This window comes from Zhurongbacter thermophilus (assembly GCF_026184435.1).
Classification (GTDB): domain Bacteria; phylum Coprothermobacterota; class Coprothermobacteria; order Coprothermobacterales; family JAADFF01; genus JAADFF01.
Map to the genome: position 1 here is coordinate 58239 of NZ_CP046447.1, position 24938 is coordinate 83176.

Consider the following 24938-nt stretch of genomic DNA (forward strand, 5'->3'; position numbering starts at 1 on the left):
TACAATAAATGTATAACATTGGTAGGGGGTGGCTTTTATGAAGCGTGGTGTATATGTCATGTTTCTCCTTGTGTTTGTCCTGCTCTTTGTCTTTGTGGCGTGTGGAGATGGTGGTGCACCCAAAGTGGGAAATGATAGTAGCCAGTCTACTGGTGATACTTCCACCATCACCGTGTCTGGAGATGTATCCAATAAAAACCTTATAGGAAAAGGGCTAAAAGGTGAAGGCACGGCTACAACTGTTGAAGCGCTACTGAGGGCTCTGCCCGATGGTTCTCCTGTGAAGAGCCTGACAGTATACGGTGTAGAGAATAAGTATCAGTATGACATTGTGCTTGGAAAGAAAGGCACCCTTGAGAGTGCCATGGGGCAGATAAAAAGTTTACTGAAAAAGATGCATTGTAGTGAGGATAACATGTTTATCTCTGATGATAGCAAGGTTGTTTCTTGCTACGCCGATGCCATATTGAAGATAGAGGATAAAGGTGACAGTTGGCATGTGTTTTACTTAAAGCGGTTTTCGCAGCCTCCTACCTCATTTGGTATAGACCTCTCGTATGCTATGCCCACAGCATGGCCCTTTATCAAGCGGACATTTCAAATACTTGATGTGCCCCTGTTTCACGCTGTGCACGACAAAGCCCCCTATAGGATATCTCTTGTCATAGATAAAGATTCTGTTGTGTTTAAGTACCAAGGTGATGTGGGAAAGGATTGGGATAGGTCTCACATCCTTGCCCTCAGCGAGGCTTACCATATAGGTGGAGGCTGTGCCGGTGGTGCATGCTCTGCCGAGGGTATGGTAAGAGGTGTAAAGATACATATCAGCACTCTAAAAAACACATTGTTTGTGAATATGACATTTACAAGAAGGTAAAGATTGTATTCTATACTCCTTATATAGGTTGTTTATTTATTGTTTTTATGTAAAATGATAGTGGAAAACAAGGGAGTGTATTAGGGGGTATAGAATATGAAACAGTTAAAAATAATGTTTTTAGTGCTTGTGGTGGCATTGCTGTTTGTTTCATGTGGCGCTGCTGATGTGTCCTATGGAGATACCTATAAGCATATTACATATGCCATCGTAGATGGCACGCTGCCCGGTATATTCACAGAAAAAGGCTTTCAAACACTTGATGGTAAGGTGACGGTGTCGGCAACAGTTCCGACAGATTATATTCTTGTCTCTGCCTCTCAGGCTGTGGGGGCACTGCACGATAAAACGCTTGTTGTGGCATATGGTGAGGGTGCTGTATGGCATGTAAAGACTATAGAAGGTGTGGAGTATGTCGTGCCCGTGCATGGGTGTCTTGGTGTCTCTACATATACGCAAACAGAAAGATATGGCTACTACAAGGTGTGTAAAAATGGCGTAGAGAAGACCGACAATGTGCCCCTCTTTGGTACATGGGCTGCCCGCTTTGAAACAGATCCTGTCTATGTCCTTGATACAGGTGAGACGGTCAATATAGGGCAGGTAGCTCACTCTCCGGTGGGTGCCGTGGTAGTAAAAGATATATATCTACTACCTCCAGGAGACTATCAGTGGATGGTGCCCGGAAAAGGCTTTTATGTCTTAGAAAACGATGTGGGTCTCTACATTGTTAGAAATGATGGTAGTTTTATGGGTCCTTACGATGTGGGGAAGGCATCATATGTATATCTATCTGAAGATGGTGCATCTGTCTATGTGTCTACAGACAAAGGGCTACTGGTCTTTACAAGTGGTGGTGTTAAGGCATATGATGTTCCTCAGGGCATAATTGTTTCGTCAAGTGGTGACAAGGTGAAGGTGCTAACAGATAAGGTAAGTGAGGTAACTCTCAAGGAGAAGAATATACCATCTCCCATTCACAAGCTGTATCTGGGGCAGGGGTTATTTATAGACCTACCTAAGGAGGCTACAGGCTGGCTGAAGGGTGATGTTTCAGTAACATCCACATCATTTACCATTGGCGATAAAGTGATAGAAGGCACCTACACGCTGAAGGATGTTTTGCCAACACCGATAATGACGGGTATTCAGAAAACCATTGATGTTCTTGGTAAATACTACGATGTCAGCAAGTGGAAGGTGGTAATGGGTAGCATGGAAGGTACCTATCCCATATTTGACATATACTTTCCTGCCAAGGTGTCTATAGAAAAAGTCAAAGATGAGGTTATATCCGATTTACAGTCGGCCGGTTTAAGACAGATGCCTTCTGTAGATGAGTCGGCAATAGCCCAGTTTTACATTCCCGGTATCAAGGTAGATGACAATGCCTTGTTGCTTTATAAAGATGAGGCACGCATTAATGTCTTGGTGCTTAAGAAAATAGGGGAGTGATAACGGTGAAGCGGTATATGTGGGGTGTGATGCTTTCGTTGGTTATGCTTTTTGTATCCCTTACCGGTATGTCTGCACCTGCTGTCTACAGTGTGGCAGAGTTTCCCACATATACTCCACATGTGGGTCTTGTGGGGAGCCGATATATCAGGGCAGATGTGGAGAGTATAGAAAGAGACGCTAAGGGCTTTTTGATAGCGCAGAAGAGGTGTGATTTGGTAGCAGGCAGGGTATGTGAGCTTAGTGTAGATAAGATTTCCTATGTTAGGGGTACCCTTATTACCGATGACAATGTAGCTCTACCTGTAGGTAGACTACTTAAGGATGTTAGTGTGTATGTGGGTAAAGATATATCTCTTGTGCTGGGAGATGAAGATATAGCCACCTGTGGCGTGAAAATGTCTATTGGGGAAACCGTGCCCGGTATGTATAGGGTTGTGAAGGCATATATTCCCGCTTTATATATCAAGGGGCGTATTGTATATGAGGTGTGGGACCCTGTAAGGGGCGATACATTTATAAAGGTTCCCTTTTCCATGAAAGTGCCCGAGCCCATAGGTGTGATATTTGACTATGACGATGTAAAGGGTTAAAAGCTGTCGGTTTGGGTACTGTATTTATATGGAATAGACACAGGGGACAGAGGAAGTGTCTTTGTTAGACGTGTTATAGCAGGTTTTAGGGGAAATTTTGTAAAGTAAAGTGTTTTTCAAGTAGATAGAACAAGAAAAGACATGCTCAGAGAAACACAACAGATATGTAACTCTTTGGGGAGGCTACGGGGATCTCTTCAAGTGGAAGATAGCCCCCTTACCCTAGGGGGCTATCTCCTTTTTATATACCCTGTCTTCTGGCAAAATGCTAAACAGTCCTCTTAGCAGTGGTGTCAGCGGTGGGTGGGGTGTGTATGTCCCGGCATATGCCATCTTTGTCAGCTCAATATACCTTCTTAGGTGATATGCCAGCATGGCCTTGCCTCTATCTTCAGATGCAAGCTGAGGGTTGCCTACATATCCCGGATTTTCTTTTTCCAGTATCCAGCCTATAAGTGTGTCCAGTAGCTCACCGTATACCCCCATGGTCTTTTTCAATACCTTACCGAGCATGCCGGCAGATGGTTTGTGGTGCCCCGGCAGTGGATGTTTAACAAGGTGTGGGTATGTTTCCAGCATAAGGGATGTCTCATTGGTACCACCGTGAAGGTCTGTGGCATCTCCTACCATACCCTTGGTGCCGATATATTTCTCTATCTCAGGTGCAACGATGAGCATCTCGTGCATGATATGCAGGAACGGGGCTATGATATAGAAGCCACGCCTTAGCATATATCGGGAGGCCCTGTATATGGCTATCTGGTGTCTTGGTCCTCCGTGGTTGTCAAACACAAGCATGTACCTAAAGCCCATAGATTTAAGAGACAGTGCCCAAGAGATAAGCACCTTTTTCAGGGCAGAAGACGGGGCCGAGAAACTTCCCTTCACGGGCTGTGGGTCTGAGCCTATGGGAAGCTCTGGCAGTTTTACCACCGGTGTATCTGTCCATATCTTGTGAAACTGCCTTTGCAGGTAGCGGGCAATGAGTATATCAGTACCCACAGGTAAATGTGGACCGTGCACCTCTACAGGTGAAAGTACGACTGTAAACAATGTATCTTTAGGCAGTTTGTATATCTCTGGAGCTGTTAGTTTCATGTACTCCATTTGTCATCACCTCCAATATACCCCTTCCCATCTATTGTAATCCCTTATAGTCATATAACAACTTATTAATAATAATGGGACAAGGACTTGGATGGTGTAAATAGTGCTTACAAAAATAGGCAAGTATTACATAAAAGACTCCTTTAGATAGATGTGTAGTTACATTGTAAAATTGATAATATATTTTAGTATGTTCTCATTTATTGAGAATATTACATAGGGGGGCATAAAATGAAGCTGAAATTGAAATCATTAATTCTTGAGAACTTCAGAGGATACTACGGTGAAGTCACAGTTGAATTTGGTGATATTACTGCTTTTATTGGAAAAAATGATGTTGGTAAATCTACCGTCTTGGAGGCTCTTGATATATTTTTTAATGACGGAAAGGGAATAGTCAAAGTTGATAGCGAGGATGTAAATAGAAAGGCACGAGAAGAAGGAAAAGAAGAATTTTCTATTGGGGTGATTTTTACTGTCTCCGAAGGTTTTAAGATAATGGGGGATAATTCAATAGATTTAGAAAAAGAATATCTTTTAAATGCAGATAAAAATTTGGAAATACGGAAGATCTATAAAAATGGTAGGTTGAAAGATATATATCTAGTTGCAAATCATCCAAGCAATGATTCATTTATAAAAAATCTGATATTTAAGAGTACCAAAGAGCTTAAAGACTTTGTTATAGATAAAAACATAACATGTGATGGTGATAAGAGAAAAACGGAGACTTTGAGGGAATGTATTAGAGATTATTATGAAAAAAACGATGGAGGGCTTGTACTGGAAGATATAAACATTAATATAACTAAGACAGATATTTGGAAGCAGGTAAAGAGTAAAATGCCATTCTACGCTCTTTTTAAAGCAGATAGAACTAACACAGATGATAATCCAGAGATACAAGACCCCTTGAAAATTATAATAGAAGAAGTTCTTAAGAGTGAAGAAGTTAGTAAAAAGCTTGAAGAAGTGGCACGTGTGGTAAAGGGAAAAATAGAAGAAACAATGGAACTGACATTGGAAGAATTAAAGAGTATTAATCCCGAAGTAGCTAACAGTTTGTTGCCATATATCCCAGATACAGACCAATTGAAATGGCGTGATGTTTTCAAGAAGATAACAATTATTAGTGATGATGAGGTTCCTTTGAATAAGAGAGGAAGCGGTGTTCGTAGACTGGTTCTTTTAAGTTTTCTTTCGTCTCAGGCAAAGCGTAGGCAAGAAGCAGAAAATTTGTCATCTATTATTTATGCTATTGAAGAGCCTGAAACCTCGCAACATCCGGATTTCCAAAAGAAATTGATAGATAGTCTTGTAGATTTATCTAAAGCTGCTAACACGCAGGTTATAATAACGACCCATAGCCCTTCTATTGCTCAATTACTTCCTATCTCAAGTTTAAGACTGATTAAGAAGGAAGATGGAATACCTACTATTAAGTCTAATGATGAAAAAATATTGCTTGAAATAGCTGAAACTTTGGGGATAAATCCTGTATTAAGTAAGCTTGTTATCTGTGTTGAAGGAGAGAATGACAGGGCATTTTTACTAAATATAAATAATAATATACCTGAATTAAAAGAAATTGTGGCTCTTCATGCTGATAGAATTTCTATAATTCCTATGGGAGGTTCGAATTTAAAATCGTGGGTTGAACGTAATTATTTAGAAGGAGCTGGTGTTATTGAGTTCCATCTTTATGATAGGGATGCTAATCATCAATATAAAAAATGGGTCGATAAAGTTAATCAAAGAAGGAATTCTTTTGGCACCTTGACTCAGAAGAGGGAAATGGAGAATTATGTTCACTGGAGATTGATCCAAAATTTTTTCAGAGAAAAGCATAACTGTGATATTGACTTTAGTTCGGTACAAGAGAATTGGGACAATTTAGATGTTCCTAAATATGTAATGGAGTATTTGGCCAAAAAGTGTAAAAAGGATATACCAGAGAAGGAAATAAAGAGAATAATCAACTATAGCATTTCAAAGAAAATGACGAAAGAGTTGTTTGAGGAGTTAAATGCATGGCAAGAGGTTAGGGGATGGTTTGAACAAATAAGAAGATTGATTAATAAAACAGTTGATAGAAAGAGGTGAGAAATCTTCCTGTATGAGTGTATTGATTTTATGAAATGGGAGATGATTTTATGAAGGCTTACATGTGGGTGTATATGTACATTGTTTTGGTTCATATAGTTGTAGCTGTTTCGGCGTTAGTATTTTTCTATGTTCCATTCTATGTATCTGCTCTTTTTATATTTCTCTCTTTGGTAACTTTCTTTTATCTATGGAGAAGGGAATATGAAAAAATATATCTTCTGCACTCAGCTAACAACATTTTGCTGTGTGCTGCTGCTGGTGTAGTGTTTGTTAAGCTAGTGCCCGATGTATCTTTTATCTTTGGTTTTGTGGTGGCAGTGGCACTCATAGATATTGTCAGTTTTACCGGCTGGGGAAAGCGCTTTCCGAATAGAAAGATGGCGGAGAATGTGGCTTTGGCAAAAAGGTTATCTGCAAGCCTGCCTATACCGGGTATAGATGAGGTGTATCAGATAACGGGTATGGGAGATATGTTCTTGTCCTCGATTGTTGCTTCTTCTGCTATAAAGTTCTTTCCTGCCGTAGCATGGATAGGTGTGGTATCTGTCGTGTTTGGTCAAGTGCTGAATATATTGCTTGTCCATGTGATGAGAAAAAGAAAAAATTATGTAGGAGTTCCTGCTGCTCCTGCCGTTGTGTTTTTATACATCTTCCTTCTACTTATATTCCATAGCTGATATTCCGTGAGTGGTACCTCATGTTTTTTTTTTGTTTAAAAGGTTGTGTTTTTCTCTTTCCAGAATCGTCTTCCCATCTATTGTAATTCCTCATGTTATAATAAAAATATATAAAGGCTTCTTAAAACAGGGGGGATAAAGATGAAAAGGGCATGGGCAGCAATTATTGTGCTATCTATAATATTTACCTCAATGATATTTGTGGGGTGTGGTGCAGATCGCACGACGATGGCAGATGTGGTGCGCTACTACGGTGCCGATGGTACTATGGGGCTACTCTTTGAGTGGACAAATATTACCACTTACGACGATAAAGACCTGAAAGAGATATCTTCTGACATGTCATCACTGGCCAAAGGAATCCTTGTGTATATACCATCTTATGGTCTGATGGGAACAGCTATGAATCCTATGGCCTTGTGGAAGAATCTGCTTATTGTTGTTGATACACCATCTGAGATGTCAGACAAAGACTTTGCAGATAAACTGTCTACTTTCATGAATAAGTGGTTTGATGTCAAGATGTCTGTTTCTACCGACGGCGATAAGGTGGCTATAACATTTATGGATACCAAACTGTATGTCTACAGTGTGGGTAAAATGAAAGTCTTGACAGGTAATAGCACACTGAAAAAACGCAGTGAACCTCCTAGATACCTTGACAAAGTGCTTGATAGCATGCTGTCTTTAAAGGGAGATTACAGGGTAGCTCTTTTCAACGAGGATACCTATGGGGTGCTTGCATTTACCGGTGGCAGTACCCAGCTGATGGGCAAATTTAGATTGGGTATAGCCGTAGAAGGTGGTTTAAAGAAAGAACTGCTACCGCAGTATGCACCAGTGCCCGAAGACAAAGCTGTGGTATTTGGGGCAGTAGATGGGGCACTACTTGATGCCGGTTATAAGGCTCTTCAGAAGATTGCCGGTGGATTTATAAAGCCTGCTAATATACCCCACGGCATGCAGATATCCACGGTGATATCTGATTATACGGGGAATGCCCTATCAATAGTTACCATAGGTGGAATTACACCAGAGGAGCTATTTGATCTTATAGGGAAACTCGAGGGACGAAGACCAAGTGTCACTTCTGTAGAGTGGGATGGTGGCATTACCCTGTATAAGATTGACGGGGCTGTATCACCATACAAAGACGGCATAATATATGGGTTTATTAGCAAACAGCCTACAGAGGCTGTGCTGAGGGAATTTTTCACAGATAAATATAAAGAGTTTGCCCAAACATATACTGATCTCATTGGTAGAGATGATATTCACCTTATAGGATTTGTAAAGATAGATGACGACATGGTTGCCAAAGAATTTAAAGATGCCGTACCCCATAAAGTTACTATTGAAGTGTATGGTACTGACGAGCTGACACTTCAAATGACCATGGACAAACCAGTTGATTTGAAGAAAGAGATATACAAGTATATAAGGGACTTTAAGAGTTTGACTGTAGCATCTCAAATGAAAAACAAGGTAGAGAGGGCTAGAAGTGATCTTGTTGGACTAGGATTTTCTGTTTCTGTTTTCTATACGAAGTATGGCCATCTCCCAAATGATAAGCAAGAACTTCTTTCTGCACTGGATGATTTTATTAAGCAGAGGGTATGGCTAAATGGAAAGCATTTTTCTGATGTTGTAATGTCTGATACCACTATCTACAAACCAGAAGGTGCCGACGATGCCATTTTATGTATACAGGTGCCACAGGAATATATTAAATATGCTGGTGGTCAGTATGCCGTTATGCACCTTGGCGATTTTATAAAGACAAGTCAACTGAAAAATCCGGCAGACCTTGTTATGTTTCTCTCCGAGTGCAGATAAAAAGCAGAGTTGATTTTAACTATAAAAAAGGCCTCCCCATACGGGAGGCCTTTTCCTTACAGCCTTTGAGACTATTCCTTGGTTTCATAGTGTAGTCCCATCTGTTCGAGCTTCTCGTTGATATCCTTGGCAATTTCGAATGTATTTCTCACCATACCTTCGATGGTGTGGAGTGATGCGGTCTGGGTTTCTATCTCTGCAATGTTGTTTTCAATAATGCCATTGATAGACTCAACTCTGTGTGCTATCTCAACCATGGCATTAGAGACAGATTCTGTGGAAGAAGAGATAGAAGATATGCTATCGGCTATTTCTTCTAGCTTGGAGACAATATCGCCCACAGAAGATGTGACAATCTCCAGTTTCTCTCCTGCTTCGTCTGCCAGGGCTGATCCTTCTTCTATCTTGGTGGCAATGTCTGCTGCCTTTTTCTCTGCAGAACGGACATGACCCTCAAGTCTACGGAAGGTCTCGTATATCTGTTCTGATGCTTCTTTAGACTGTTCTGCCAGGGTGCGTATTTCCGAAGCTACCACGGCAAAGCCCTTTCCTGCCTCGCCGGCACGGGCTGCCTCTATGGCTGCGTTGAGGGCAAGAAGGTTAGTCTTATCGGCAATGCCCTGTATGGTGTTGACAAACTCTTCTATTTCGCCGGTGGCCTTTTCAAAGGCATGCACCAGTTCTGTGATTTCATCGGACACCGTGCCTATTTCTTTAAGTTTTTCAATAGATTGGGCTACAACAGTGCTGGCTCTGTGAACATTTTCTACAGCCTGACGGCTGTATTCAACAGATTGCTTGGTGTTTCTATCTATGACCTGAACACTGGCGTTGATTTCTTCTGTAGAAGCTGTAACATTTTCTATTTCTGCGGTAATCTCCTCAAGATTTTCCGTAGCCTCTTCGAGGTGGTCTTCAGATATTGTGATACTCTTGGTGATTTCTTCTATACTCCTCATAATGTTTTCCATGTTTTCTACAAGTTTTTTATTGTCATTGGATAGTTGATGTAGATTTTCTACAAGTAGTTTTCTGAACTCTGCCAGTTCGTTTTTTAGCTGTATGATTTCAGGAAATGTTAAAATTCGTCTATCTTCTGGAAGCTCTTTTCCTTCCTTAAGTGCTTTGGTATACTCAAGGAACATTTTTAGTGGTCCCACAATGAGGCGATATGTAATGATTGTAAATATGGTAAGCAAAAGCCATACACCAAATGAAGATATCCATATGAAGTTTGATATACGTTTGACAGCTTCTGGGGTGATACCTGGTAGTGCCTTTATCATGCCCACTGTGTAGTATGCTCCGTATCCGAATATGAAGAGCAGAATGATTAGCATAATGGTGAGACCTAGCTTCATTGACATCCTACCCATCTCCGTCACCTCCGCCTTCAAGGGTTTTTGGTTTTTCCCTCCCAGCTCCGCCGCATATAACCAGATAGGGTGTAAACACTCACTTTGTTAATACCAAAAAATCTGCTGCATAATGAAAACTAACCCTACTGCTAATAATATTCTAACACCGCAAGAGTTCACTACTGATACGAGAGTTTATATTTCTGTACCTCATGAATTTATGCGTGAGGCTGTTCTTCCGATAAACAATATTGAAAGGGGTGTGAGATGTGAAAAGAGTTGTTGGTATGGTCGTGATATTGGTTATTATATTGGCTTTGATATATGTGACACCAAGCGGTGCACAATCTTATCTATCGCATGACTATTGTAGTGTAGCTCTAAAAGGTTCAACGGTGTATTTTTACCTTGTCAATCCATCGTCTGAGTCTATTAGACATGTATATCAAACGTCTCAGCATATAGACTACTTTGTGTTTGGTAAAAGATTTTACTACCACTACGCCGACGGGAAGGACTTCATGCAGGCTGTAACATATATAGATGTTCCTCCCGGTGGCAGAGTCCTTATAGATACATTCTCGCTGCCAGATATAAATGGCCCTTATTACATCTATGCCGACTTTCTTGTGTGTCAGCCACGATTGTATGTGGTGAAAAAGGGTGTCATATCTGAAGAACTACCCTCTTTATTTGCCACCAAGGTAGAGACAAATGGCTATTATTTTGATATTGGTGAGACACTGTCGGTAACGGTATCTCTTGTCTCCCGTGTACCGCTGGGAGGCAGCGCCTATATAGATATAGACTTTTCTCCTCAGCCTGTGCTAACTGTATTTTATGAAGATGGTTCTATAGATAGTGAGACATTTACAGGTACCACGGTAAGGCTGTCTGGTGGTGAAGATATCCTGTTTTTGAGACGTATTAGGGTAAGAAATCCTATAAAGGCCATATATGTGCTACTAGATGGTGTGTCTTTCACCATAGGTGGTAATTCTGACCAGTATATAGAGAAAATGCCTCCTGTGGCCGTGCCCATATATACTATAAAACCCGGAGAGGAACCTATTATTACAGGTGTGCCATATTGGGCACAAGACGATGTCTTTTATATGTATAAAAAGCGTATTCTTCCCAAGTCTGTTTTTGTGGGTATGGAAGATAATATTACCCGTGAAGAGCTTATTAGGGGTATTGCCTCTATTATGCATGTGCCGGCCATGAGCTTTTCACATACATTTAGCGATGTTCGAAAATATGTGTGGGGTAGCTATCTATCTGGTATGCAGTGGTATCATTTGCTAAGTGGTTTTCCCGATGGTACGGTAAAAGGCGATAAGTATCTTACCCGTGCCCAGATGGCGGTGATTCTTGCCCGCATACTGCCACCAAAGCCTTCGAAGGTGTCGTTTTCCGATGTGAAACAGACAGATTGGTACTTTCCTTATATAAAGGCCATCTCCGGCTACGGTATACTGAGAGGTTGGAATGGTAAATTTTATCCAGATAAGACTCTATCTAAGGCTGAGGCAACTGTAATGCTACGCCGTATTATGCCCCTTGTAGAGCCCCTTCCGTGATAGAATGCCTCTAAGAGTGTATTCTTCTTGGAGGTGGTAAGTATGAAGAAACATACTGTCCTCGTGATTGCCTTGCTTTTGCTTTCATTTATCTTTGTCTCTTGTGGTGTCTCATCTGGTGAAAAGACTTCTTCAGGCTCTACATCCGGAGCATCTACCACCAAGGTGGCTACAGAGCCAGCTGTAGATAAGGGGGGAATTGTTGTGTCGAAGCCTGTGGAAAAAGGCACGGTGTATGCTTATCTTGAGGTGAAAAAGGACAGTAATGGTCGTTATGTTGCATATTTTCATGTGAAAAATCCCACAGATAGCACATATGAATATACATCCAACAACGGTTGTGTTGTAGACTGGAAAGTCTTTCAAAAGGTGGGAGATTCTTGGAGTCTTATATTCCCTAAGAGACCACCTATATGCACCCAGCAGATTGTTGTAGTGCAAGTGAAACCCGGTGAAGACAAAGTTATAACTACCGGTGTGTTTCCCGTACTGGATAAACCTGGCACATACCTTATAGAAGGTAGTATGGGAACATTGAAGGCACAGCAGATTATTGAGGTGAAGTAGATGGGTATTGTGAAGTTTTTCTTGCAGGCTGTGGAGACTCTGGGCTTTGAGCAGACAGGGGCGCTAATAAACCTTGGTAAGAAGGGGATTATTCAGCGTTTTGACAGCCACGGTATAAACACACTGCCACTGAAAAGGTTCTTTGATTCCGGGGACTATGATGGACTGAAGATGATGTTTGCCGGATTTGAGGCTGTAGAGTTTCTTAGGGTGCCTCTACACCAGATGAATCGCACCCAGAAGATTGGTACATTTATGTTTCTTGCTGCAGGCTTTGAAGATGGAGATATCTCGTGGGGTGGAGTGGTGCCGCAGCTTATAGCCGATGGACTGAAAGATGAAGATGGCGATGTGAGGCTGTGGGCTCTGAAATCCCTCCTTGCTGCACTATCTGCCAGGAAGGTTGATGTCGTGAAGGTTCCTCCTATTCTGAAGGGTGCCCATAAAGATACACTACCGTATCTGTATGCCATGGGGCTTGCACACGATATGCCCCGAGATATAAGGGATGCAAAGCACCTTGTTCCCTTTATTGTCTATGGGCTGGTGTCTGGTGTGAAACCCGATATGAAACCTTTGTGGGATATGCTTTCTGCTGATGAGAAGGTAGAGGTGCTGAAGTATGTGGGTATGGCTGTGGATTCTGGTACAGCCCGCTTCCACGATGGCATAGCTCAGGTTGTAAACCTTGCCATGAATGGAGAAGAAGAGGTCAGGCGCTGGGGTATAAGGCTGCTTGCCGCCGGTGTATTTCACGGTGATGTGCCAAGGGATACACTTGTGTCTTTTATTGAAAAGCACTACGGCGATGAGGCCCCGTTCATCAGGGTGTGGACTGCCAACCTCGTGTTTCATGGTATTCGCACCGGTGTATTAGCTCCCGATGATGTGAGAAAAGCACTCTTGTCTTGGGTGTCGTCTTCTGACATGGAGCTCTTTGAGAAAGTACTTGACACCGTCAATCTTATTATGACAACAGGTAAGCTGACAGTGGCAGACAGACCGCTGATAGAAGCTATAAAAAATAGGGCATCGGAGGAGAGCGGTGAATACTGGCAGAGTGTTAATAAGGCTGCATCAGATGTGCTGTCTGTTCTTGATAGGGAGGTGTAACCGATGAAGAGTATTGTTATCCTTGACTTTGGTTCTCTCTTTACCCAGAAGATAAAGCATGCCTTTGACAGGTGGTTTATTACCTCTTATATTGTGCCTCATAATATATCGCTTGAGGAGATTATGGAGATAAAGCCCTATGGTATAGTGTTTTCTGGTAGTCCAGATATGCTTTCTGAGAATATCAGATATGGTAGAGAAAACCCAGAGGATTTGAAGGCTGAACCTATCCATGGTGTACCAGCTCGTAGGCCACATCCCGGTATTTATAACCTTGAAATTCCCATACTGGGAATATGCTATGGACACCAACTCATTGCCGAACACTTTGGCGTGAAGATAGAAAAGAGTCCGAAGCCTGAATATACCAAAGATGAAGGCATGTATACATTCCATGTGCTTGAAGATAGCCCGCTGTTTGAAGGGCTTCCGGGAGAGTTTCCTGTGTATATGGCACATGGCGACTGGGTGCCGCAGCTCCCAGAGGGATTTACACTGCTTGGCAAAACTGATAATACCCTTATAGCCGCTTTTCAGAAGGGGCATATCTTTGGTGTACAATTTCACCCAGAGGCTGATGAAGATGGTATCTCAAAGCAGGTGCTTAGAAACTTTGCCGACTATGCCTTTCAGGTAAAGATTTATGATGAGTGAGGTGAGATAGTGCCAGATTATAAGTGGGAGCCTGAGGTTGAAAGGTTTTTAAGGGAGCATGGCATAGATCCTAATAATCCTCGTGGTAAGACAAATTCTTTGAAATCGACTTCTTTGGAACGAAAGACTAATTCTATTGATAATAAGCATGAAGATAAAAAATGCTCGTGTGTTAGAGTATCTATTGATAATGTCTTTATCCATTCGTTTATAGCAGGTATAGGTTTTACACTGGGGGCAATATTGACATGGTTTGTTGTTACTATTTTGTGGGGTACTGCTATCTTGTCGTATATTTCTCATTTGCTTAGTCGTCTCCCACATTAAATTATTTCCTCCATCTTTCTTCTTTTAAAAATATCCGTATAACCGCAGTATAGTTTTAGATACCCCGTGTTTTTACCATCTCTTAATGGAAAATATATATTCCGGGTGTATATTATCAGTGTGGAGGTGATTTATACATGATGGAATGGGATCTTACACCCCTGTATCCCTCATTTCAGAGTGAGGAGTTTCAGGGGGATCTGAAAAAGCTTGAAGAGAAGATAGAAGACCTGCTGAAGTGGACAGAAGAAAATCTTGCATCCACAGATAATGCCGCGGAAAAAGTTGCAGAATTTCTAAGAAGATACATAGATATAGAGGAGCTGTTTGACCTACTGGGTCACTACGCATTTCTTACCATGTCAGTAGAAGCGGACAATGAAGATGCCACTCTCTATGCCGACAAGATACAGATGATAGGCTCCCGCCTTACGCCGGCTATAGTGAGATTTGAGAGGTTTCTTGCCTCTCTGGGTAGCCTTGATGAGGTGCTTACCACAGATATAGCCAAGGAGCATGAATACTGGCTCAGAAAGCGTCTTGAGCATGCCCGCAGACTACTTTCTGAGAAAGAAGAAGAGCTTATTGCCCAGATGAAGACAACCGGTGGCTATGCATGGAGCAGGCTTCGTGGTACCGTAACAGCGAAACTCACAGGCACCATAGAGATAGATGGTGAGAAGAAAGAGCTGTCTATCAATGCCCTCAGAAATATGGCATATGATAAAGACCCCGATGTAAGAAAGAAGGCATATGAGGCAGAGCTTGCCGCATATCCCAAGGTGGAGGATACCGTGGCATCTGCCATGAACTCTATCAAGGGTGAATACCTTATCATCATCAAGAAGCGTGGTTACAATGATCCGCTAGAGTCTACCCTTGAGTATATGCACCTTGATAGGGATACATTTGAGACCGTTATGGAGGTTATCAGGGAAAACCTACCTGCATTTAGAAAATATCTCAGACACAAGGCTAAGCTTCTGGGCTATGAGGGAGGACTTCCTTGGTATGACCTGTTTGCCCCTATTGGAAAATTTGACAAGACATATACCATAGATGAGGCAAAGGAGTTTATCCTGTCTGTCTTTAAGCAGTTTGATGAGGAGCTGTATGCCCTTGCAAAGCGTGCTTTTGAAGAGCGCTGGATAGACTACACACCCCGTAAAGGCAAAAGAGGCGGTGCATTTTGTGCCAAGGTGCATCCACTTAAGCAGTCTCGTATTATGGCAAACTTTGATGGCTCTTTTGATGGTATTACCACACTGGCACACGAGCTGGGCCATGCATTCCACAACTACAATCAGAGAAAAGAGAGCATACTGAATGCCACAAGCCCAATGCCCATTGCCGAGACGGCATCTATCTTCAATGAGGTGCTTGTCATAGAAAAGACACTGCCTACTGTAGATAAAGATGCCAAGGTCTTTATCCTTGAGAAAGACCTCAGCGGTAATACACAGGTCATTGTGGATATCATGAGCAGATTTATATTTGAATCTGAAGTGTTCCGCAGAAGGGCAGAGGGGGTATTATCTGTTCCTCAGCTGAAAGATATCATGCTAAATGCCCAGAAAGAGGCATATGGTGAAGGTCTTGATGAAAACTATCTACACCCATATATGTGGGTTATAAAACCTCACTACTATTCACCTGACCTTCATTTCTACAACTTCCCATATGCATTTGGGCTACTCTTTAGCCGTGGTCTGTATGCCATGTATAAGAAAGAGGGAGATGACTTCATACCCAAGTATAAAGAGCTGCTGAGGAACACCGGTAAATACGATGTGGGAGATATAGGAAGCATCATAGGAATAGACCTTAGGGAAAAGGATTTCTGGCAGGCATCAATGGATGGCCTGAAACAGGAGATTGAGGAGTTTATTGCCCTTACTTCATAGGGGGCTTAGGGGAGAGGAGTTTTTGCAAGGGGAGGGAAGAGGGGCCCTCCCCGATTTTTATTTTGTTCTATGGGTAAGCATATATGGTGTGGGAGATACAGTAGCATCATATGAATAACCATTAGGAAAATATTTCTGGTGTGCGCATCTGTGATCTGAAGCGGGAGATATAGGAAAAACCATCTTTACTGCATAGGTATTATGAAGTAAAGATTGGGAAAGGGGAGCCTATAGGCTCCCCTTTTGTATTAATAGGTATCTTTTCACCTCACCACGGCAGAGAAGCCGCTGGCAAAGATACCTTTAAGGGTGTCTACGAGTATGAAGGGCACCACACCAGCCACTATAGCCTGACCGGGGCTCATGCCGTATGCTATGAGACCCAACACGCCAAATGTGTATATAAGTGCAATACCAAGCATAGAACCAAGCAGTGAACCTATGGGGCTATTTATCTTTTCGGCTACAAGGCCGGCAATGTATGAGGCTGCTATAAAACCGACAATGTAGCCACCGGTGGGGCCCATGATGTGATGAATGCCACCAGATGCACCGGTAAACCATGGCATACCCATTGCACCTATAAGTGCATACATAAGCATGGAGATAGCTCCCCACATACTCCCCATAAGCAAACCGACACCAAGCACACCTAAAACCTGCAGTGTCATTGGCACTGGTGTAAAAGGTAAGGGCATACGCACCTGTGCCAGCACGCCTGTAAGTGCAGCACCTATAAGTGCAATAGCCGTTTTCTGTGCAAACGATAGGTTTTGAAAGCGATCGTAGATTGAAAGTTTAGATGTCAAAATAGCTGTCTTGCTTCTCACAAAAATCCCCCCTTAGGTAACGATTTCCAACATTCTACTATATTAGACCCGCCTCCATGAAACCTGTTTCATTGGGAGGGAGAAGGTTTAATTTTGCTTGCCTTGGACTATTTGCTTGTAGAAATACATCTTGAGGTATGCTGCCATGTAGGCATTGATGACTGCCAATATAAGCCCAATACCAAGAGATTTCATGTTCCATATTCCTCTGATGCCAAAATATTTAACGATGATCATAACAATGAAAAATTCTACAAGGGCAATGGCGTCTGCTACCAGTACAGATTTCCAGCTATCTACTATGCTACCCAGCATACCTACCATAACAATGACAGATAAAAACGACACGGCAGTTATGGTGTCACCTGTTTGTGGTGGGTTAACTATGGCTATGGCAAGCAGTTCTGCTACCATAGCCAGAAGTATATATACAGCCTGTTTAATACCTACAGAACGTATTTTAAAGGCCATCGATATCACCTCATAGATTTTCTAAAACTCTTTCGAGTCTGCCGTATGCCCCTTTAACGAGGTCTATACCCATGTCAAGTATCATGTCTTCGTCATCTTTTCCAATTTCATTGACAACAAATAGGTCTACGGCACGGGATGCCAAGAAAGGAATAACCTCATCGGGTTCCATGTTGTTTTCTATAAACCTGATGTCTTCAATCTGACCTGTTTCTGACATATCTATTATGGCAAACGCCTTAGCACTCTTTATCTTCTTTGCCACACGCGATGACAGACCATCTGTTTCTTTTACAGGAATACATATTCTCATGTTCTCACCTCCCTATACTGAATAATACCAGTTTAGGGGGTTTTCATCACTTTTCTATAACAGCTTCTAAGACTTCTTCGGCAAGATGGGCAAACTGTGAGGTGCCCATGTGGTGGATATCACGAGGATGTGGAAGAGATACATGCACAACTTTCTTGATACGGGCTGGAGGCCCATCAAGGATGATGACGGTATCTGACAGAAACACGGCCTCTTCTACATCGTGGGTAACCATGATAGTTGATATATCCCAACTCATGCGACGCTCTTCGAGCCACAGCCATAGCCTTCTGCGATTTAGGGCATCTACTGCCCCAAATGGCTCATCAAGGAGTATGAGGGGAGCCTCTACCATCAGTGTGCGTAGCAAGGCGGCACGCTGGTACATGCCACCAGACAGTACAGAAGGATATTTATCTTCAAAGCCCTTTAGTCCAAACTCTTCAAGGTGGTTTTCTACTTTCCTTCGTGCCTCTTTCTCAGGTATGCCTCTAAGGGTAAGGGGTAGTGTGAGGTTTTTCATAACAGTATACCAAGGTAGTAAGACGCCTTTTTGGGGCATATAGCCAATGCGCTCAGGAGTGCCCTCCACCGAACCTTCATATGGTATAAGACCGGCGACAGCTTTGAGAAGGGTTGATTTACCACAACCAGAAGGACCTACAAGGGCTATATGAAGGCCGTGGGGGACATCAAAGGAGACATCCTCCACGGCCACAAAGTTGCCATATTTCACGGTGAGATTTCTAACTTTTACCTCTGACATGGTAAGAACTCATTTGTAAATAGGGTGCTGACATCTGCGGGTTTCTGTTGTATAAGTCCCATCTCTACCATGTAGTCAGAATATCTGTCCCATACCTCTTTTTTCATATAACCCCAGCATTTACCATCCCATATGTATTTAGGTGAAAGCCACTCTTGGGACTTTTCTACAAGGTCTTTTTTTAGCTCTGGTGCGTATTTCAGTAGGATCTCAGCACTTTCCTGTGGGTGTTGTGCTGCATAGGTGTAGCCCTCAGATACTGCCTCTACAAATGCCCTGACAACATCAGGATGTTCTTGCATGTACTCTTTATGTGTAATGAATATGGGGCTGTAATGGTCAAGTTCGGGGAAGTGCTGGCGTAGATCAAAGAATGTAAAGTCGAGTCCTCTGAGCTCGGCGTCAATGCCCTCCCAACCGTAGAATACCCATGTGAAGTCGTACATTTTCTTTACAAGACCGGTAATCTGGTCAAATACACCCAGCTCTATCATCTTTACAGTGCTTGGGTCGGCACCATATTTTTTCATGATGTAAGAGATCATGGCCTTTTCAGAAGAGCCTCCCCAACCTCCGTATCGCTTGTTTTCCCAGTCTTTAGGGGTCTTAATGCCGCTATCGTTTAGCCATATGAAGCCTGATGTATCGTGCTGAAGTATGGCTGCGATGGCTATGAGAGGGGCTCCCTCTTTGACGACATACTTGGTCATAGAGCCCTGAAAGGATATACCAAACTGTGCTTTTCCACCGGCAACAGCCTGCTCAGGCCATACATTAGATGGCTGAATAATCTCCACATCAAGGTTTCTCTCCTTAAAATATCCTTTGTCAAGGGCTACATATATGCCCGTGTGGTTGGTATTAGGTGTCCAATCAAGCATGAGAACAACCTTTGTATTCTGTGGTAGCTTGGTAAAAGATGTCTTAGGTGTGCTTCCTGTCTGTGTCTGGGTAGAAGTTGTAGAAGTCTGTGTCCCTGAAGTTGTGCCTGTGTTTCCGGACTGTATCCCACCACAACCGACAAGCAATAGTGACATAGCCAAAATCATCACCATCAAAGTCAAAAATTTCTTTCTCATAACATGCTCCCTCCTTCTCTCCACTTGGTAAAGATGTTCTTGATATATGCCACGGTAGCCCATGTTAGGAGGCTAAACACGGTAATAATCAGTGTACCGGCAAATACTTGGGGTAGCTCAAACGATGAAAATGACCGTTTGATATACAACCCAAGCCCTTGAGTTGTGCCCATCCACTCAGCGGTGAGGGCACCGAGTATGGCGTAGGGAGACGTAATTTCCAGTCCCGTTAGTGTATATGCCAGTGTGTGGGGCAATGTGATGTGTCTAAATATCTGCCATCTGCTTGCCCCCATAGCCTTCATGACATCTACCATGTCTTTATCTATAGAGTGTAGTCCCAGAAGTGTATTAACGGTTATGGGGAAGAATGTTACCCACACAACAACGCCAATTTTTGGTCCTCTGCCAAAACCAAACCATAAGATGATGAGTGGTGCAACGGCTATGGTTGGTGTTGCCTGGGACAAGACCATGAGTGGATAAAGCAAATCTTCCAGTGGTCTTATGGCATGCATGATAATGGCCAGTAGCGTGCCGAAAAGCAGAGATAGTAGAAGACCAACATATGAGATAGACAGTGTATACCAGAGGTGTTTAGCTATGATTGTATGCTGGGACACGATGATATGCCATACATCACTGGGAGACGGTAGTATATACGGCTGCATTAGGTGTAGATGGCTGGTGATATCCCACCATAAGAGTATAAACATAAAAAAGGCAAGAATTCTTAGTATGAGGTGGTTATCTCTGAACAGCACTGTGGACGATACAACGACAAGTGCGAAGCCAAGTAATGAGACCCACCAAACGGGCAATGTTAGTAACACTACGCCTGTTATCAGCGCAAGCAACCACCCAATATGTTTTTTCATACTACCTCCCCTTTCCGGGGAGGGCACGGGGCAGATGTCTGTCTCGTGCCACTCCCTACGCCGGCATTACCCGGATCAGGTTCCAGGGGTCGGGACCGTGCCCCTCTCAGCCTCCTTACGGAAGCTCCCCCGTGGCTTGTTTATTATACAACACTTGTTTTATGTTGGTGGTAGACATATAAACTTCCTTATTTTTGCAAGTAGTGGTATTATCATAGTTATGTGCTTAAAGGATAGGGGAGGTGAGCGATATGGAAAGCGTAATATTAGAAGTCGCTATAATAATTCTTACTGGTTATCTTTTGGGAATACTGGCCAATAAGATAGGACTACCTCGTGTAACAGGATATATATTTGCCGGTTTACTTCTTAACCCTTTTACTATGCAGCATGTATTTCATATCAAGCTCATAGAAGGAGCATTTGTTCAGAGTAGTACAGTGCTTGCCAATCTCACACTGGCTATCATCACATTTGAGGTTGGTGGTTCACTTGCCATAGATGCCATAAAAAGACTGGGTAAAAATGTGGCATATATTACAGTGTTTGAGGCAGAATTTGCCTTTATTGCTGTTATTACAGGACTTTACCTGTTTTTCCACTATACAAATATGTTTCATGCTGGTTGGAGGGTAGACCTTGCTCTTGCCCTTGTCATGGGTGCATTAGCATCTCCAACAGACCCATCGGCCACACTAGCCGTTATGAAACAGTATAAAGCCCGCGGTGAAGTGTCTTCTATGATTATGATGATTGCCGCATTTGACGATGCTTTGGGTATCATCAACTTTTCTATAGCCATGGCTATATCAGCTGTTCTTCTCAGCGGTGCCCCTATTAGGGTGTCTGCTTTGATTCTCGATCCAACAAAGGATATTTTGCTTTCCATTGCCGTTGGTTTCCTTGGTGGTATTGTCTTTAAGTATATGGTTACGCTAGTAGAGGGTCAAGATGAAGATGCCATGATGTTACCTGTTGTCTTGGGTATGCTATTTTTAGTCTTTGGTTTAGGTCAGATTTTAGATGTAGATAGTCTTATGGCTATCATGACGACAGGTGCCGTTATTGTTAACTGGTGTGCCCGTAAGAATCAGGTATTTGCCGTCACCGACCATGTTATGGAGTTGGTGTTTATAGTGTTCTTTGTTGTATCCGGTTTGAAGCTGGACTTCTCTGTTCTTGGAGGAGCAGTTTTAGTAGCTCTGCTGTTTGCCGCTCTTCGTATCACAGGTAAGTTCCTTGGCGTCTTTGTAGGTGCAACACTTGCAGGTGCCGATGACAAGATAAAGAAATACACTGCCGGTGGTCTTGTGCCACAGGGCGGTATTGTGGTAGGTCTTGCCCTTCTCTTTGCTTCTAAGCCAGAATTTCAGCACTATGGTGCATTTATCGTTAGTGTGACGATTGGTGCAACCATATTCCACGAAATTATTGGTCCTCTGACATCTCGTATGGCCTTGAAGGCTGCAGGTGAGATAAAGTAAAAAAGTCTTATTTTTAAGATAGTGGGGAGAGCGTATGCTCTCCCCATTTCTATTAGGGCATTTCTTCGTGTGAATGTATTGGCACTATGCTCTTGATTTCATAACCATTATCTGAAGGTAATAACTGTAAAATGGCTATGGATAAGGTTTTGTGGTTATCTCTGATAGTCAATATGAGATTATTTTCATAGTAAGACCACAAGCTTACGGTGGTGTATTTCTCGGGTACTGTCAAGATGGCTTTGTCGTTCAACATGGAACCATTCTTGCTGAGATTTACCATATGTAGCACATGATTCTTTATGTAAAACAGCAAGATGATGTCCTTGTAAGTCTTGTAGAAGGTATCAGGTGGTGTGGTATACGCTTCTACTATGTTTCCATCTGTGATGATATCCTTTGTATTCCACTTGATACCATCTGGAGTGATGTATGCTATGCCTTGTGATTTCTCTGTATAAGTGGCAATAATGCCATCTTTGTACAGGTATATTTTGTATGCTTCTATGTCAAATACCTTATATGTACCATTGGGTGAAAGGTATAAAATGTGACCATCTATTTTTAGCCATAGGTTGTCTTTGTCATATAGCCCATCTATGTTATTTCCATTTAAAGATATTCCTGTTGGGGTCAGGTATGCCTTGGTGTAATCTGTAATCTGCCCATCTGGGGCAATGTAGTAAACCTGTGTAGATGCTTTTTCGTTTGCGATAACAACCCATAACCCTCTGTGATATGTGCCAAAGAGCTTGATATCACCTGAATATGGTAAGTTTAATGTTGTTCTTACTATGGGGGGTGTCCCATCTTTGGGTATATCTATGATGTATATCGTGGCTGTCTTTTGCATGTATCCATCTATTACGGCAATAGTAACCTTGTTGCTATCGTCTCCCACATAGCCATATAGACATCCATCTGAGGGTGATGAGAATACTCTTTTCTGCCAGCCTGCTACTAAAGCATATATGCTATTGTAGAGGCCGTAGTTTTTGTCAGAATTTCTGCCGAATATGTATACATCATTTTGGAAGTATGGGGCAATGTTCTTATCCACTACTATACCATCTTCTTTTAATGTTAAATGGGCTACAACATCATAGGTATTGACTTTTGCAATGAGATTATATACTCCCTCTTGATAAGAGATTTTTACCCGTGGATTGTTTTTGTATATGATAGGGGTGGTAATATCTACGGTGCTTGTGGTGTTCCATAAGTATATATGTATGTGTCCGTCTGATGACACATATGGTATAGCAATAGAGTTTTGACCTATGCTATACCCATTTCCTTCAGAAATATATGGGCTTTGGAATTGTATATTCCAAGATTGACCTGAAGGAGATAAAACGATGTGGTGTATTTTGCTTCCCCAGCTATTACCTACAAGATAGTTCTTGTATAAAGACGGGGTGTATAATGTCGCGTTGTAATGATGTATTTGGTTTTCTCTATCTATGAATGCTACCTTGCCGTAGGATGTTATCCACAAGCCCTGATTTGTGGGTAAGATATCCAAGATATTTGGCAATGTAGCCCAGTTATTATTTATGACAGACTGACACTCTAGAGATTCTCCGATGATGCATGAGTCAATTCTATGTTGTTTTACGATAATAGCCATTACGGTATCGTTTGTTTTATATAGTCTGATATCAGAAGCCGTTTGTAGTGTGGTAGATGACATAGTATTGAGGTCGTATATCTTCAGTGCAACATCGTAGTTGTAAATGTCGTATGGAGATACTATATAGTATTCGTGTGGTATACCCTCCAGATATACAACCTTGCCATCAAGTAGAGCATAAGATGTCAGAGAAGGTGTCAGCATGGGCAGAGGGTAGAGATTTTCTGTGATGGTGGCCGTTTTACCCTCTTTTTCTACAGTGAGTATATAGGCACCTTTTTCAAAGTCAGGAGTTAAGCGAAGGGCAATGCTCTTGTTTGTGGTTGTAGGGCTGTCACATGATAACAGCAAAAGGGCAAGAACAGTTAGTAAGGTGATTGTAGTCTTTATCTTTTTCATGATGCACCCCCTATGTTATGTGAATATCATATACATTATATAATGTAAAGCACATATTGGTGATATGATGAAAAGCTAGGAGGTGTTTTTATGAAAACATTTATAAAGGTTGTTGTTTTGCTTCTGATTTTTGGTGTTGTCTTGACAGGGTGTGGCATGCAGGGGGGAGGTACTAATACTGCTTCTACTACCGGTGTGGAAAATACCGCTTCTGGGGGGTCTACATCCTCACAGACAGAGCGGGCGACAGCTACCGATGTGAAAACTGTAAAGGCTGTTTTACCTGAGGCAGTAGATGCCGTGAAAAACTTTGGGGCATCTATGCTGACGTTTGATGAGATCCATATGCCTATCGTGGAGGGGTATCCCCTGTGTGTGATGCTAAAAACACGAGATAAAGATAGTGTTGTCTCATATATCGGTGGTGATGGTTTGGCGCTGGGAACCGACGGAGATGGATATGTTGCCGTGTGTAAGAAGACAAATCAACCCATGGATAAGGTTATACAGAAGATGCCAGATATATCTTATTATCCGCTAATGAAAGAACTATATCTTGGCCTTGAAAAGAAGTTGGTTGCAGATGGTGGAGTGACTTTGACAGGTGCAGAGTTTGATGTGCTGTTTCCTAAAGAACAGGGTTTTATCAAGGTGCAGTGGAAATCCTATGATAAGGCCATAGACAGTGCCAAGATGAAAGAGATATTTATATCGTGGCTTGGTGACTTTGGCGTATCTGCTGATTATGGCAACTTCAAAGAAGATCATGGGGAGATGTTCTACACTGGTACCACAATAAAAGGCTACCTTATAGATGTATTTGCCTTAGATAATGATGGAGATGGTATATACGACGAGGCAAGTTTTTATATAAGCAAATAAAAAAGAGGGGGCGCATGTCCCCCTCACTATATGAAAGTGGCCAGCA

The 24938-nt window shown here is 42.3% G+C and carries 23 protein-coding genes and 1 riboswitch; of the genes, 14 read left to right on the top strand and 9 right to left on the bottom strand.

Annotation, left to right across the window (positions count from 1 at the left end; all coding sequences use genetic code 11):
* Positions 1-37: 37 nt before the first annotated feature.
* The 3 genes from GM182_RS00270 to GM182_RS00280 all read left to right on the top strand — a co-directional run bounded on the left by GM182_RS00270 (position 38) and on the right by GM182_RS00280 (position 2925).
* Positions 38-877 (top strand): hypothetical protein, encoded by an 840-nt coding sequence (locus GM182_RS00270; protein WP_449186599.1) that lies wholly within the window; start codon positions 38-40, stop codon positions 875-877.
* A gap of 96 nt (positions 878-973) precedes the next feature.
* Positions 974-2332, top strand: a complete 1359-nt coding sequence (locus tag GM182_RS00275) for a hypothetical protein (protein ID WP_449186600.1) — start codon at positions 974-976, stop codon at positions 2330-2332.
* A 5-nt stretch (positions 2333-2337) separates the two neighbouring features.
* Positions 2338-2925, top strand: a complete 588-nt coding sequence (locus GM182_RS00280; RefSeq protein WP_449186601.1) for a hypothetical protein — start codon at positions 2338-2340, stop codon at positions 2923-2925.
* Positions 2926-3147: 222 nt separating this feature from the next.
* Here the strand turns inward: GM182_RS00280 and GM182_RS00285 are convergent, their stop codons facing one another.
* Positions 3148-4032, bottom strand: a complete 885-nt coding sequence (locus tag GM182_RS00285) for a creatininase family protein (protein ID WP_449186602.1) — start codon at positions 4030-4032, stop codon at positions 3148-3150.
* Between the two features lie 231 nt (positions 4033-4263).
* On the opposite strand from GM182_RS00285, the gene GM182_RS00290 reads away from it, so the two are divergent.
* The 3 genes from GM182_RS00290 to GM182_RS00300 all read left to right on the top strand — a co-directional run bounded on the left by GM182_RS00290 (position 4264) and on the right by GM182_RS00300 (position 8651).
* Positions 4264-6135, top strand: a complete 1872-nt coding sequence (locus GM182_RS00290) for an ATP-binding protein (RefSeq protein ID WP_449186603.1) — start codon at positions 4264-4266, stop codon at positions 6133-6135.
* A gap of 50 nt (positions 6136-6185) precedes the next feature.
* The gene (locus tag GM182_RS00295; RefSeq protein ID WP_449186604.1) at positions 6186-6815 is read left to right on the top strand and encodes a hypothetical protein; all 630 of its coding nucleotides are present in this window, start codon (positions 6186-6188) and stop codon (positions 6813-6815) included.
* A gap of 141 nt (positions 6816-6956) precedes the next feature.
* Positions 6957-8651 carry a hypothetical protein gene (locus GM182_RS00300; protein WP_449186605.1) on the top strand — a complete coding sequence of 565 codons (1695 nt, stop codon included), beginning with the start codon at positions 6957-6959 and terminating at the stop codon, positions 8649-8651.
* Between the two features lie 71 nt (positions 8652-8722).
* Here GM182_RS00300 and GM182_RS00305 read toward each other — a convergent pair whose 3' ends face one another.
* The gene (locus tag GM182_RS00305) at positions 8723-10027 is read right to left on the bottom strand and encodes a methyl-accepting chemotaxis protein (protein ID WP_449186606.1); all 1305 of its coding nucleotides are present in this window, start codon (positions 10025-10027) and stop codon (positions 8723-8725) included.
* 251 nt (positions 10028-10278) lie between these two features.
* On the opposite strand from GM182_RS00305, the gene GM182_RS00310 reads away from it, so the two are divergent.
* The 6 genes from GM182_RS00310 to GM182_RS00335 all read left to right on the top strand — a co-directional run bounded on the left by GM182_RS00310 (position 10279) and on the right by GM182_RS00335 (position 16157).
* On the top strand, positions 10279-11592 hold the full coding sequence (locus GM182_RS00310) for an S-layer homology domain-containing protein (RefSeq protein ID WP_449186607.1): 1314 nt from the start codon (positions 10279-10281) through the stop codon (positions 11590-11592).
* A 42-nt stretch (positions 11593-11634) separates the two neighbouring features.
* Positions 11635-12159: a hypothetical protein gene (locus tag GM182_RS00315; RefSeq protein ID WP_449186608.1), complete on the top strand. Its 525-nt coding sequence runs from the start codon at positions 11635-11637 to the stop codon at positions 12157-12159.
* The gene (locus GM182_RS00320; RefSeq protein ID WP_449186609.1) at positions 12160-13272 is read left to right on the top strand and encodes a hypothetical protein; all 1113 of its coding nucleotides are present in this window, start codon (positions 12160-12162) and stop codon (positions 13270-13272) included.
* Positions 13273-13275: 3 nt separating this feature from the next.
* Positions 13276-13926, top strand: coding sequence for a glutamine amidotransferase-related protein (locus tag GM182_RS00325; RefSeq protein ID WP_449186610.1), 651 nt, complete (start codon positions 13276-13278; stop codon positions 13924-13926).
* A gap of 9 nt (positions 13927-13935) precedes the next feature.
* On the top strand, positions 13936-14253 hold the full coding sequence (locus GM182_RS00330) for a hypothetical protein (protein WP_449186611.1): 318 nt from the start codon (positions 13936-13938) through the stop codon (positions 14251-14253).
* 137 nt (positions 14254-14390) lie between these two features.
* Positions 14391-16157, top strand: a complete 1767-nt coding sequence (locus GM182_RS00335; protein ID WP_449186612.1) for a M3 family oligoendopeptidase — start codon at positions 14391-14393, stop codon at positions 16155-16157.
* A gap of 263 nt (positions 16158-16420) precedes the next feature.
* On the opposite strand, the gene GM182_RS00340 is transcribed toward GM182_RS00335, so the two are convergent.
* The 6 genes from GM182_RS00340 to GM182_RS00365 all read right to left on the bottom strand — a co-directional run bounded on the left by GM182_RS00340 (position 16421) and on the right by GM182_RS00365 (position 20494).
* Positions 16421-16987 (bottom strand): biotin transporter BioY, encoded by a 567-nt coding sequence (locus GM182_RS00340; RefSeq protein ID WP_449186613.1) that lies wholly within the window; start codon positions 16985-16987, stop codon positions 16421-16423.
* An 87-nt stretch (positions 16988-17074) separates the two neighbouring features.
* Positions 17075-17458, bottom strand: a complete 384-nt coding sequence (locus GM182_RS00345; protein WP_449186614.1) for a hypothetical protein — start codon at positions 17456-17458, stop codon at positions 17075-17077.
* A gap of 10 nt (positions 17459-17468) precedes the next feature.
* Entirely contained in the window at positions 17469-17771 is a 303-nt protein-coding gene (locus GM182_RS00350; protein WP_449186615.1) for a NifB/NifX family molybdenum-iron cluster-binding protein, read from the bottom strand.
* A 46-nt stretch (positions 17772-17817) separates the two neighbouring features.
* Positions 17818-18537, bottom strand: a complete 720-nt coding sequence (locus tag GM182_RS00355; RefSeq protein WP_449186616.1) for an ABC transporter ATP-binding protein — start codon at positions 18535-18537, stop codon at positions 17818-17820.
* On the bottom strand, positions 18525-19616 hold the full coding sequence (locus tag GM182_RS00360) for an ABC transporter substrate-binding protein (protein WP_449186617.1): 1092 nt from the start codon (positions 19614-19616) through the stop codon (positions 18525-18527). Before GM182_RS00360 ends, GM182_RS00355 begins: the two co-directional genes overlap by 13 nt.
* On the bottom strand, positions 19613-20494 hold the full coding sequence (locus tag GM182_RS00365; protein WP_449186618.1) for an ABC transporter permease: 882 nt from the start codon (positions 20492-20494) through the stop codon (positions 19613-19615). Before GM182_RS00365 ends, GM182_RS00360 begins: the two co-directional genes overlap by 4 nt.
* A 35-nt stretch (positions 20495-20529) precedes the next feature.
* Positions 20530-20635, bottom strand: a riboswitch (TPP riboswitch).
* A 110-nt stretch (positions 20636-20745) separates the two neighbouring features.
* Between GM182_RS00365 and GM182_RS00370 the strand changes: the two genes are divergently transcribed.
* On the top strand, positions 20746-21978 hold the full coding sequence (locus GM182_RS00370) for a cation:proton antiporter (RefSeq protein WP_449186619.1): 1233 nt from the start codon (positions 20746-20748) through the stop codon (positions 21976-21978).
* 52 nt (positions 21979-22030) lie between these two features.
* Here the strand turns inward: GM182_RS00370 and GM182_RS00375 are convergent, their stop codons facing one another.
* Complete coding sequence (locus GM182_RS00375; protein ID WP_449186620.1) at positions 22031-24010, bottom strand: immunoglobulin domain-containing protein; 1980 nt, start codon at positions 24008-24010, stop codon at positions 22031-22033.
* A 90-nt stretch (positions 24011-24100) separates the two neighbouring features.
* Here GM182_RS00375 and GM182_RS00380 point away from each other — a divergent pair, with 90 nt between their 5' ends.
* Complete coding sequence (locus tag GM182_RS00380; protein ID WP_449186621.1) at positions 24101-24892, top strand: hypothetical protein; 792 nt, start codon at positions 24101-24103, stop codon at positions 24890-24892.
* Positions 24893-24938 lie beyond the last annotated feature (46 nt).

What these genes read in the sequence shown, in the direction of transcription:
- GM182_RS00290 (WP_449186603.1), top strand. Translation starts at nt 4,264, where the DNA reads ATGAAGCTGAAATTGAAATCATTAATTCTTGAGAACTTCAGAGGATAC.
- GM182_RS00320 (WP_449186609.1), top strand. Translation starts at nt 12,160, where the DNA reads ATGGGTATTGTGAAGTTTTTCTTGCAGGCTGTGGAGACTCTGGGCTTT.
- GM182_RS00380 (WP_449186621.1), top strand. Translation starts at nt 24,101, where the DNA reads ATGAAAACATTTATAAAGGTTGTTGTTTTGCTTCTGATTTTTGGTGTT.
- GM182_RS00365 (WP_449186618.1), bottom strand. Translation starts at nt 20,494, where the DNA reads ATGAAAAAACATATTGGGTGGTTGCTTGCGCTGATAACAGGCGTAGTG.
- GM182_RS00285 (WP_449186602.1), bottom strand. Translation starts at nt 4,032, where the DNA reads ATGGAGTACATGAAACTAACAGCTCCAGAGATATACAAACTGCCTAAA.
- GM182_RS00270 (WP_449186599.1), top strand. Translation starts at nt 38, where the DNA reads ATGAAGCGTGGTGTATATGTCATGTTTCTCCTTGTGTTTGTCCTGCTC.
- GM182_RS00345 (WP_449186614.1), bottom strand. Translation starts at nt 17,458, where the DNA reads ATGGCCTTTAAAATACGTTCTGTAGGTATTAAACAGGCTGTATATATA.
- GM182_RS00355 (WP_449186616.1), bottom strand. Translation starts at nt 18,537, where the DNA reads ATGTCAGAGGTAAAAGTTAGAAATCTCACCGTGAAATATGGCAACTTT.
- GM182_RS00370 (WP_449186619.1), top strand. Translation starts at nt 20,746, where the DNA reads ATGGAAAGCGTAATATTAGAAGTCGCTATAATAATTCTTACTGGTTAT.
- GM182_RS00295 (WP_449186604.1), top strand. Translation starts at nt 6,186, where the DNA reads ATGAAGGCTTACATGTGGGTGTATATGTACATTGTTTTGGTTCATATA.
- GM182_RS00360 (WP_449186617.1), bottom strand. Translation starts at nt 19,616, where the DNA reads ATGAGAAAGAAATTTTTGACTTTGATGGTGATGATTTTGGCTATGTCA.
- GM182_RS00300 (WP_449186605.1), top strand. Translation starts at nt 6,957, where the DNA reads ATGAAAAGGGCATGGGCAGCAATTATTGTGCTATCTATAATATTTACC.
- GM182_RS00350 (WP_449186615.1), bottom strand. Translation starts at nt 17,771, where the DNA reads ATGAGAATATGTATTCCTGTAAAAGAAACAGATGGTCTGTCATCGCGT.
- GM182_RS00315 (WP_449186608.1), top strand. Translation starts at nt 11,635, where the DNA reads ATGAAGAAACATACTGTCCTCGTGATTGCCTTGCTTTTGCTTTCATTT.
- GM182_RS00375 (WP_449186620.1), bottom strand. Translation starts at nt 24,010, where the DNA reads ATGAAAAAGATAAAGACTACAATCACCTTACTAACTGTTCTTGCCCTT.
- GM182_RS00325 (WP_449186610.1), top strand. Translation starts at nt 13,276, where the DNA reads ATGAAGAGTATTGTTATCCTTGACTTTGGTTCTCTCTTTACCCAGAAG.
- GM182_RS00275 (WP_449186600.1), top strand. Translation starts at nt 974, where the DNA reads ATGAAACAGTTAAAAATAATGTTTTTAGTGCTTGTGGTGGCATTGCTG.
- GM182_RS00335 (WP_449186612.1), top strand. Translation starts at nt 14,391, where the DNA reads ATGATGGAATGGGATCTTACACCCCTGTATCCCTCATTTCAGAGTGAG.
- GM182_RS00305 (WP_449186606.1), bottom strand. Translation starts at nt 10,027, where the DNA reads ATGGGTAGGATGTCAATGAAGCTAGGTCTCACCATTATGCTAATCATT.